This window comes from Falsiroseomonas oryziterrae, from assembly GCF_021864505.1.
Classification (GTDB): Bacteria; Pseudomonadota; Alphaproteobacteria; order Acetobacterales; family Acetobacteraceae; genus Falsiroseomonas; species Falsiroseomonas oryziterrae.
The window spans coordinates 1-9,909 of sequence record NZ_JAKJIB010000130.1 but is presented as its reverse complement, the minus strand read 5'-3'; the positions used below and the strand labels follow the sequence as shown (position 1 = coordinate 9,909).

10 protein-coding genes are annotated in these 9,909 nt (G+C 72.2%); 6 read left to right on the top strand and 4 right to left on the bottom strand.

The window, feature by feature from the left end; translation table 11 throughout:
- Positions 1-184: 184 nt before the first annotated feature.
- The 4 genes from L2I40_RS12180 to L2I40_RS12165 are packed head-to-tail and all read right to left on the bottom strand — an operon-like array spanning position 185 to position 4,805.
- Positions 185-1,510, bottom strand: coding sequence for a cytochrome P450 (locus L2I40_RS12180; RefSeq protein ID WP_237215227.1), 1,326 nt, complete (start codon positions 1,508-1,510; stop codon positions 185-187).
- Positions 1,507-3,129: a Dyp-type peroxidase gene (locus L2I40_RS12175; protein WP_237215226.1), complete on the bottom strand. Its 1,623-nt coding sequence runs from the start codon at positions 3,127-3,129 to the stop codon at positions 1,507-1,509. The genes L2I40_RS12180 and L2I40_RS12175 overlap by 4 nt, the downstream gene beginning before the upstream one ends.
- 4 nt (positions 3,130-3,133) lie before the next feature.
- On the bottom strand, positions 3,134-4,156 hold the full coding sequence (locus L2I40_RS12170; protein WP_237215225.1) for a hypothetical protein: 1,023 nt from the start codon (positions 4,154-4,156) through the stop codon (positions 3,134-3,136).
- Position 4,157: 1 nt separating this feature from the next.
- The gene (locus L2I40_RS12165; protein ID WP_237215224.1) at positions 4,158-4,805 is read right to left on the bottom strand and encodes a hypothetical protein; all 648 of its coding nucleotides are present in this window, start codon (positions 4,803-4,805) and stop codon (positions 4,158-4,160) included.
- Positions 4,806-4,944: 139 nt separating this feature from the next.
- Here L2I40_RS12165 and L2I40_RS12160 point away from each other — a divergent pair, with 139 nt between their 5' ends.
- The 6 genes from L2I40_RS12160 to L2I40_RS12135 all read left to right on the top strand — a co-directional run.
- Positions 4,945-6,288: a replication-associated recombination protein A gene (locus L2I40_RS12160; RefSeq protein ID WP_237215223.1), complete on the top strand. Its 1,344-nt coding sequence runs from the start codon at positions 4,945-4,947 to the stop codon at positions 6,286-6,288.
- On the top strand, positions 6,285-6,653 hold the full coding sequence (locus L2I40_RS12155; RefSeq protein ID WP_237215222.1) for a fluoride efflux transporter FluC: 369 nt from the start codon (positions 6,285-6,287) through the stop codon (positions 6,651-6,653). The genes L2I40_RS12160 and L2I40_RS12155 overlap by 4 nt, the downstream gene beginning before the upstream one ends.
- Positions 6,654-6,798: 145 nt before the next feature.
- Positions 6,799-7,917, top strand: a complete 1,119-nt coding sequence (locus L2I40_RS12150; protein ID WP_237215221.1) for a glycoside hydrolase family 16 protein — start codon at positions 6,799-6,801, stop codon at positions 7,915-7,917.
- Positions 7,905-8,285 carry a helix-turn-helix domain-containing protein gene (locus tag L2I40_RS12145; RefSeq protein WP_237215220.1) on the top strand — a complete coding sequence of 127 codons (381 nt, stop codon included), beginning with the start codon at positions 7,905-7,907 and terminating at the stop codon, positions 8,283-8,285. The genes L2I40_RS12150 and L2I40_RS12145 overlap by 13 nt, the downstream gene beginning before the upstream one ends.
- A gap of 32 nt (positions 8,286-8,317) precedes the next feature.
- A complete protein-coding gene (locus L2I40_RS12140; protein ID WP_237215219.1) occupies positions 8,318-9,301 on the top strand; it encodes an RluA family pseudouridine synthase in 984 nt (327 codons plus the stop codon).
- Positions 9,302-9,346: 45 nt separating this feature from the next.
- The coding region (locus L2I40_RS12135) for an AsmA family protein (protein ID WP_237215218.1) at positions 9,347-9,909 on the top strand (563 nt) is incomplete at its 3' end.

The following is a 9,909-nucleotide window of genomic DNA, read 5'->3' as shown; positions in this document are numbered from 1 at the left end:
CTGTCCGCGGCCCCGCCGGCGGCGAAGGGCACGACGAGGCGGATGGAGCGCTGCGGCCAGGCGGGCTGGGCCCGTGCTGCGACAGGCAGGGCGAGGGCGGCGCCGAGCGCGGCGCGGCGGGTCAGGGTCATGGCGTCGTCTCCCGGAAACAGTGGCGCCGGAATCGCCTCGCCGCCCGCCCCGGTCAAGCCGCGTCGAACAGGACCGTCATGTGAGCGGGGAAGGGGGTGCGCCCGTCGATCCGCCCGGCCTCGCCCTCCGCCCGCCGCAGGCCGCCACGCGCCAGCAGCGGTTTCAGCATCGCAGGCACCACCGCGCGGTTGATCTGCGCGCCGAAGCAGGCGTGCATGCCGTAGCCCCAGAGCATGTAGTCGCCCCAGGGCCGGCCGGGCCGGAAGGCCTCCGGCTCTTCCATCGCCATCGGGTCGAACATGGCGGAGAGGTTCGCCGCCAGCACCATGGTCCCCGCCGGGATCTTCAGCGCGCGGCGCGTCCCGCGCGCGATCTCCACGTCGCGCGTCGCGCGGCGATAGATCATCGGGTTGACCGGGTCGAAGCGCAGCGCCTCGAACACGATCTCGGCCAGCCGCACGTCGTCGCCAGCCCGCGCGGCCGCCTGCGCCGCCGCCAGCGCCTCCGGCCGGTCGAGCAGCTGCGACAGCGCCTGCACCGCCGCCTTGGACAGCGTCGGGATCAGCCCGATCACCAGCCCGATCAGGTTGTTGCGGATGGCGAGGTCGTCCGTGCCCGGCATCCCCGCCGCCTGCAGCGCAAGGCAGCGCGCCAGCACGTCCTCCGCCGCATCGGGCGTCCCCTGGCGTGCGGCGATGCAGCCATCGATCCAGGCCCGCGCCTCGGCCGCCGCCTGCAGCGCCGGGACGCTCACGCTCTCCTCGCCCTTCAGGTCCACGAAGAGATACCAGAACATCAGCGTCGCCTGCTCGATCAGGCGGTCCTCGTTCTCGGTCGGCAGGCCAAAATAGCGCATCACGATCCGCGCCGGGACCCGCCGCGTCAGCGCGTCCGGCACGTCGAGCCGGCCCGGCGCGGCGGCGACGATCCGCGCCGCCTCTTCCGCCACGAAGGGCAGCACCAGCCGCGCCACGTCGTCGCGCCGCGCGGCGAGGCGCATCAGCGACACGTCGCGCTGATAGGCGACGCTGTCCTGCATGCCGAGGAAGAAGTTCTCGCCGGCCGTGATGGCGCGCATCTTCGGCTCGTACACCACGGCGAAGTCGGCCTCGCGCTCCAGCACCTCCGTCACCTCCGACCGTCGCGTGACGATCGCCGTGCCGGTGTTCTCATAGGCGGTGACGAAGCGGCGCTGCAGCCGGATATTGGGCGCGAAGGCGCGCAGCACGGTGAAGACCTCGCGCTGGCCGGCGGAGCCGCCGAGCAGCGCCGCGAGGTTGCCGCCGCGCCAGGCACGGAAGCCGGCGCCGGCCAGGCGCGCCGCCGCCGTCAGCCCCGCCCACCACATCGGCAGGTGGATGCGCGCCGCGCCGATCATGTCGGGTCCACCAGCCCCTGCGCGATCATCCGCAGCGCCGTCATGGACGGGATGAAGAAATACTCGCCGCCCCGCGTCTCCACGAATTGCGGCATGTCGGCGACGAAGAAGGGCGGCTTGCCGGAACCCGGGTCCGCGGCGATCACGAACTTCCCGCCCGGATGGTGGTTGCCGACGATCGGGCAGACATCGTTGCCCGCGTTGAAGTCGAGCCCGTATTGCAGCCATTGCTGCTGGATGAATTCGAACTGCCGGAACAGGCTGGCGCAATGCGCCATGAGCACGATGCCATGGTCGCCGCTGTCATCCCCGCTCTCCGGCGTCTGCCCATAAGGCAGGCCCCGGCGCAGGATGCGACGGCGGTTGTTGAGCACCGACCCGTTCAGCCGCGCCGGATCGTTCGTCGCCAGCAGCGGGTCGAGCATGTCGCGCGTGTTGGCGCGGCGGATATGCGCGCCGAAGGGGCAGGCGACGCCCTGCTGGTCCTTGCCGAAGCTGAAATCCACCAGCGCGCGCTTCAGCGCGGCGAGTGTCGCCGTGTCGCCTTCCCGCTCCGCTTTCGCGCGCTTCTCGCGGAAGGCCTGCCAGCTTTCGAAGGTGGGTGCTGCGATCAGCGGCACGCCGTCCTGCCAGCGCCCCGCCATCTTGGCCGCCAGGATCGCGCCCGCCTGCTCGCGCGGCACCTCCATCACCGCTGCGAAGCGCTCCGCCTGCTCCGCCATATATCTCCGCCAGGCGAAGACGTTCTGGTGCAGCTTGCGATAGGCCATGAAGGTGCCGTTGCGGCTGAAGTCGAGCGGCATCGCCGCCCCCGCGATCTCCTGGCTCTCGTCGGGCCAGCCGAGCAGGAACTCCCCGGTCGCGAGCGGCGCCCAGCTGCCGTCGGGCAGCATCTTGCCCTGGCCGCGCGCACGCTCCGCCAGGTCCTCGAGCGCCATCTGCCCTTCGAAGACCGTGTCGGCGATGCCGTCCACGAAGCCGAAATGCTCAATCGGCAGCGGCGTCCAGCTGCCATCCTCGCGCCGCTTCGTCACCGCCGAGAGATCCTGCCAGCGCGTATCGGGCCCGCGATGCCCCTCGAGGATGCGCAAGCCCCCGAGCCGGCACATGCCGACCACCTCCTGCGCCACCTGCTCGAGCTCCGGCATCGCCTCGCCGGTCGCCGGATCCATCTCCGACATGAGCGTGACGAGGATGTGCACCCGCCGCTCCGGCTTCTTGCCGTCCAGCCAGACCGGGTCCCACGCCTCCTCGATGCGCTTCGGGTGGTTGTCGCAGAGGATGTCGGCGCGCGCCGCCATGCCGTCGATGAACTCGTCCGGCATGCCGCGCAGCGTGCGGATCGGCACGCCGAGCGCGAGCAGCCCACGGAAGGTGAAGGCGAGGTTCACCGTCACCTTCGGCCGCACCGCCATCACCTGGCCCGGGATCGGCCGGCGCTTCTCGGTCGGCCAGGGCAGCGCCGTCGTGACGCGACGGCGCAGCGTCTCCACCAGGTTCCGGCCCGCCTGCGCATCCTCCACGTTGATCAGGATCGTCCGGCCCTTCGGAAAGCCGAGCTTGCCATAGGCGGCCAGGATGTTGCCCTGGATGTCGGCGAGTTCGAGCGTGGCACCCATCGCCTCAGCCCTCCGCCCGGATGTCGCTGCGCACGACGCCACGCGGCTGCGTCGGCGCCGTCGGATCCTCAGGCCTGTGCGTGCGCAGGAAGGCGCCGAAGGCGGCGTGCAGCGCCGCGGGGCTCGCGCCCTGGTGGGCGATGGCGAAGCGCGTGAAGGCTTGCTGGAGATAGAGCGCCTTGACCACGGAGACGAGGTCGGCGCGATGCCCGGTCGGCAGTGGCGCCTGCGCGCGCGAGACGATGGCGCGATAGGCATAGACGCCCGCCAGCGGCACCCCGACCAGCCCGATCAGCGCCGCCCACCACCACATCGCGCCGCGCCCGCCGAACCAGGCGGTCAGCAGCCCGCCGAGCAGGCCCACCACCAGCAGCACTGCCGCGACCGCCAGCGGCGCGACGACGGGCCCGAGCGACATCGAGGGCAGCGCGGGGAAGGGGTGGTAGTAGTCGTTGAAGGGCATGGTCGTCTCGACCTGGCAGCGCATGATGAGCCGCGCGAACCCCTCCGCGCCCTGCGCGCGGTCATAGCCGTGGCAATGCTGCAGGATCTCGTGCCACTCCGTGTCCATCACCGACCAGAGGCCGCGCAGATAGCCTTCCAGTTCGCCGGGCTCGCCGCTCGCCGCGTCGAAGTCGCAGACGAAGATGAGGTAGGGGTGCGGCAGGTGGTCCACGGGGCGCGGCTGCGTCGGATCGCCGCCCTCGATGCGCCGCCCGAGCGCGGAGCCGAGTGCCGCCTTCAGCGCGGTGACGATCGCATCCTGGTGGTCGCGCCCGTTGAAGGCGACGTCGTCCAGCACCACGAGCCGCGCGAAATGCGTGCGCGGATCGCGCGCGAAGGGGCTGTTGATGCCGGTCCCCTCCGTCGCCCAGGTCTGCAGCGCGGTCGGCATGCTGGCCAGCGCCTCGCGCAGGCAATGGGTGTGCGACGTCACCCAGTCGGAGGCGCGCGGATCCTGCGTCGGCGTCGTCTTCACCGGGATCAGCGCGGTCAGGAAGTAGTGCCCGCCGTCGAAATTCGGCATGTCACGTCCTTCCCTTCAGCACGAGGCCGCGGCGGTTCATGTCGGCGTGGTGCGTGTCGTTGCTCGCGACCGGCGCGTGCCCCGCGGATGGCAGGTCGTTCTGCACCTCCACCAGCGCCTTCCTGTAGGCGGTGGCGAACTCCTCCGGCGTCATCGCCTGGTGCGCCGCGCCAAGCTGGTCGATCTGCTGCCACACCCGCAGCGCCGCCTTGATGTCGCGCTGCGCGGCGCCCGGCGTCGCGTTGTAGTAGTAGTCGCAGTCGATCTGGTTCGCGCGGATATAGTTTTTGAACGGCGTGATCGGGATCGAGCCCGGATACTTGGTCGAGGAATACCAGAACAGGTCGAGCCCGTTCGGGATGCCGTCCGAGAAGGCGTCGATGTACTGGTCCCAGGTGCCGTTGAAGTTGCTGACGAACAGCATGTAGTCGTTCTGCAGCCGCGGCCGCCCCTGGCCGAGGTCCGGCCACTGGTCGCGCTTGATGATCACCCAGCGCGCGAAGTGGATGATCGACAGGCCGAGCAGCCCGCCGAGCTGCCCCGGCTGCGTCCGGGCGATGTTGAACAGCAGCCGGTTGATCCAGGTCTTCCACGGCCGCATCGGGGTGACGACGTTCATCCCGTAGGCCTTGCCCGCGACGTTCGACATCCCACCCCCGCCCGCGTTGTGCCGTTCGCGTCCCCATCCGGCGCATCAACCGTAACGTGCAGCCGCGCGGGGAAGGAAGCGGGAAAAGCGAGGCTCCCCCGCCGTGATCCATCGCCGGGCACCGTGCTAGCCTCGGCGCATGTCCGCCGACCTGCCCGGCCTCTTCGACGACCAGGAGCCTCCGCCCGTCTCGCGCGCGTCGCAGACCGGCCCGCGCCCCCTCGCCGACCGCCTGCGACCCCGCGCGCTGGGGGAGGTCATCGGACAGGACCACCTGCTCGGGCCCGCCGGCACGCTGACGGGGATGCTCGCCCGCGGCACGCTGCCCTCGCTGATCCTCTGGGGCCCGCCCGGCGTCGGGAAGACGACGATCGCGCGGCTGCTGGCCGAGGCCGCGGGCCTCGCCTTCCAGCCGCTCTCCGCGGTGTTCTCCGGTGTGGCCGACCTCAAGCGCGCCTTCGACGAGGCGCGCACCCGCAGGCGCAACGGAAGAGGCACGCTGCTCTTCGTGGACGAGATCCACCGCTTCAACCGCGCCCAGCAGGACGGCTTCCTGCCGGTGGTGGAGGACGGCACCGTCACCCTGGTCGGCGCGACGACCGAGAACCCGTCCTTCGCGCTGAACGGCGCGCTGCTCTCGCGCTGCCAGGTGCTGGTGCTGAAGCGCCTGGACGACGCCGCGCTGGACGCGCTGCTCGCCCGCGCCGAGTCCGCCGAGGACCGCGCCTTGCCGCTCACGCTCGAAGCCCGCGCCGCGCTGCGGGCCATGGCCGATGGCGACGGCCGCTACCTGCTCAACATGGCCGAGCAGCTGCTCGCCGTGCCGCCCGGCGGCGACCCGCTCGACCCCGCCGCGCTCGCCGCGCTGCTCGCCCGCCGCGCCGCGCTCTACGACAAGGATCGCGAGGAGCACTTCAACCTCATCTCCGCGCTGCACAAGTCGATGCGCGGCAGCGATCCCGACGCGGCGCTCTACTGGTTCGCGCGCATGCTGACGGGCGGCGAGGACCCGCGCTACATCGCGCGCCGCCTGACGCGCTTCGCGGCCGAGGATGTCGGCATGGCCGATCCCCGCGCGCTGCCGCTCGCGGTGGTGGCATGGGAGACCTACGAACGGCTCGGCAGCCCGGAAGGCGAACTGGCGCTGGCGCAGCTCGTCGTGCACCTCGCCACCGCGCCGAAGTCCAACGCCGTCTATGCCGCCTTCGGTGCGGCGATGCGCGCGGCGAAGGAGACCGGCAGCCTCATGCCGCCGCAGAACATCCTGAACGCGCCGACGAAGCTGATGCGCGAGCTCGGCTACGGCGAGGGCTACGAATACGACCACGATGCCGAGGCCGGCTTCTCCGGCGCGAACTATTGGCCCGACGGGATTGACCGCCAGCGCTTCTACCGCCCGACCGACCGCGGCGCGGAAGCGGCGGTCGCCGAGCGCATGGCCCAATGGGACGCGCTGCGGGCGAGGAAGGCGCGCAAGCGTTGAGCGCCGCGTCCCCCGCCGCGCTGCTGCTCGTCGCGCTCGGCGGCGCGGCGGGCTCGGTCCTGCGCTACCTCGTCTCGCTGGCCGCCGTCGCGACCCTCGGCACCGGCTTTCCCTGGGGCACGCTCGCGGTGAACGTCGCCGGCAGCGCGGCGATCGGCGTCGCGGCGGGCGCCGGGATCGAAGGCCAAGCGCGTCTGCTGCTCGTCACCGGCTTCCTCGGCGGCTTCACCACCTTCTCCGCCTTCAGCCTGGAAGCCGGCGCGCTGTTCGAGCGCGCGCCCTTGCTCGCCATCCTCTACGTCGCGTCCTCGGTCGTGCTCGGCGTCGCGGCCTTCGCGCTCGCCTTCTGGCTGACGCGCCGCTGACCCGCGCTTCAACCGCCGCGCGACGGCGCACCGTTCCTCTTTGAACCGTCCCGGGCCGACTTCGCGGGTTTACGTATCCGCCGCGCGAGACCTACAACCGCCGCGGCCTCCGGAGGTCCCCACACCATACAGGGACCGCAGTTGCATGTCCGATTTCACCGAGATCCTGCGCGACGATTTCAACGGCACGAACCTCAACCGCGACATCTGGAACGCGCTCTACCAGGGCCAGTACGGCAACGGCATGTTCCGTTGGGAGCACAGCCAGCTCGAAGTGGCCGACGGCAAGCTGACCATCGCGACGGAGAACGAAGGCGGCCAGTGGCTCAGCGGCGGCCTGTCGCAGATCCCCGAAGGCCAGACCTACGGCAGCTACGAGTTCCGCGCCCGCATCGACCCCGGGCAGGGCACCGCGAGCGTCATCCTCCTCTGGCCGTCCAGCAACCAGTGGACGGACGAGGTCAACATCATCGAGACGAACCGACCCGACCGCTCGCAATTCGCCTTCATCAACCACGGCGAGCCCAACGTCGCGCAGTACATCGACGTCAACGCTGCCGAGTGGCACGACTACCGCCTCGACTGGACGCCGGGCTCGCTCAAGCTCTACGTGGACGGTGAGCTGAAGGGCGACATCACCACGGACGTGCCCGAGCAGCCCATGTCGTTCAGCATGCAGAGCCAGGTGATGGCGCCGCACGAGACCTGGTTCGGCGGCGGGCCGGACGGCAGCACGCCGCAGCGCGTCGAGATGGAGATCGACTGGGTGAAGATCTCGGCCTGGACGCCCGGCGCCGGGACCGAGACCGGCACGCCCGCCAGCGCACCGGCCGAGCCCACCGCCGCCGTCGCCGAACTTGCTGTCACGCAGGACGCCGACGCGCCTGCGCCCGACGCCCCGCTCGCCGCGGAGCAGGTCGCTTCCGCGCCGGAGGCGGAGGCCGGCACCGACACGCCCGAAGCCGGCACGGCGCCGGTGCAGGCCTCCTCCGCCGACCCCTATGCCGCCTACCTCACCGCCGATGGCGGGCTGGACTGGGACGCGATCGCGGCGCGCATCACGGCGCATCACGAGGCGACCGGCCGATGGGTGCCGCTCGAGGACCTGCCTTCCCTTGCCTCGGCGGACGTCGCTTCGGCGGCGTCGGCGGAGCCGTCCGACCCCTACGCGCCCTGGACCGGCGCCGACGGCGGGATCGACTGGGACGGGGTGGCCGCGCAGGTCACCTCGAATGCCGAGGCCACCGGACAGTGGTTCCTCTGAGCGGGAGCCTCTCGGCGGCGGCGGACCGGCATGCCGGCCGCCGCCTGCGGGAGCGCCGCGTCCAGTGCGGCCTCTCGCTGGCCGAGATGGCCGCGGCGCTCGGCGTCTCGACGCAGCAGGCGCGGAAGTACGAGGCGGGGCTGAACGCCATCCCCGCCGCGCGCCTGCCCGACCTCGCCGCCCTCCTCGGCGTCCAGGTCGCCTGGTTCTTCGAGGATTTCGCGGGCGACGGCCCGTATCGCCCGGCTCTTCCGACGCGCCCGCGCATGCTGCTCGATCTCGTGCGCGCGATCGACGAGATGCCGGAATCGGGGCTCGCCGCGCTGTGCGAGGCAGCGCGCGCCCTGGCGGAGCGCGAGCTGGGGTGAGATGTGGGGGAGGGGCGTGCTACCCTCCCCGCATGACCGTCCAGACCCGCAAGGTCGGCACCGAGGAAGGCGACACGCGCCTCGACCGGTGGTTCCGCCGCCACTACCCCGCGCTCACCCAGGGCGCGCTGCAGAAGATGCTCCGCACCGGCCAGGTCCGCGTGGACGGCAAGCGCGCCGAGGCCAATACGCGCCTCGCGCCCGGCCAGGAGATCCGCATCCCGCCGCTGCCCGACGCGCCACCCCCCGACCGCGCGCGCGCGCCGAAGGCCGTGGACGAGCGCGACCGCAAGGCGCTCGAGGCGATGGTGATCCATCGCGACCGCGACGTGCTGGTGCTCGACAAGCCGCATGGCCTGCCCGTGCAGGGCGGCCCCAACATCGCGAAGCATCTCGACGGCATGCTCGACGCGCTGCGTTTCGACGCCGAGGACCGGCCACGGCTCGTCCATCGCCTCGACAAGGACACCTCCGGCGTCCTGGTGCTCGCGCGCAACGTCGCCGCCGCGGCGAAGCTCGCCGCCGCGTTCCGCGGCCGCGACGTGACCAAGACCTACTGGGCCGTGACGGTTGGCCAGCCCACGCCGCAGGCCGGCCGCATCGACCTGCCGCTGGTGCGCCAGGGCGGCCCGCGCGGCGAGCGCACCGCCGCGGCCGAGCCGGGCGACAAGGACGCCGCACGCGCGGTGACCGATTTCCGCACGCTCGACGCCGCCCGCCGCCGCGTCGCCTGGCTGGAGCTGAACCCGGTGACCGGCCGCACCCACCAGCTGCGCGTCCACTGCGCCGAGGCGCTGGGCTGCCCCATCCTCGGCGACGGCAAGTATGGCGGCGCCGCCGCCCACATGGACGGCCTGCCGAACCAGCTTCACCTGCACGCCCGCGCGCTGCGCTTCCCGCATCCGGCCGGCGGCACGCTGGAGGTGGCAGCGCCGATCCCGCCCCATATGAAGGAGACCTTCGCCTTCTTCGGCTTCGAGGCCCCGCGCACCCCGAAGCCGCGCCGGGTCGCGTGACCCTTCGCGATCCGCTGCGTTGATGCCGGCAGGAGGGAGCCAGCCATGACCACGCCGCGCCGCCGCCGCTGGCCCTGGATCCTGGGCGCCGTTGTCCTCGGCATCCCGCTCGCCGCCTTCCTCGCGATCCGCGCCTTCGTGAACCCGGAGGCGATCCGCCCGCGCCTGGTCGCCGCCGTCGAGGACGCGACGGGGCGCCGCTTGACGGTCGGCGACATCGGCCTCGGCCTCTCGCTCCGCCCGACACTGGAGCTCCGCGACGTCGCCCTGGCGAACATGGAGGGCGGCAGTCGCCCGGAGATGCTCACGGCGCGCCGCGTCGAGGTGCAGGCCGCGCTGATCCCGCTGCTCTCCAACCGGCTCGAAGTCGTGCGCGTCGTGCTCGACGCGCCCGACCTGTTGCTCGAGACCGACGCGCAGGGCCGCGCCAACTGGGCGTTCCAGCCGGGCGCCGCGCTTGCGCCCGCGCCGTCCTCGACCGCGCCACAGCCGCCCTCCGCCCCGCGCGCGCCGATGCAGCTCGACCTCGGCGCGCTCCGCGTCGAAGCTGGCCGCGTCACCTGGCGCGACGGGCGCAGCGGCACGACGGAGACCGTGGAGATCCCGTC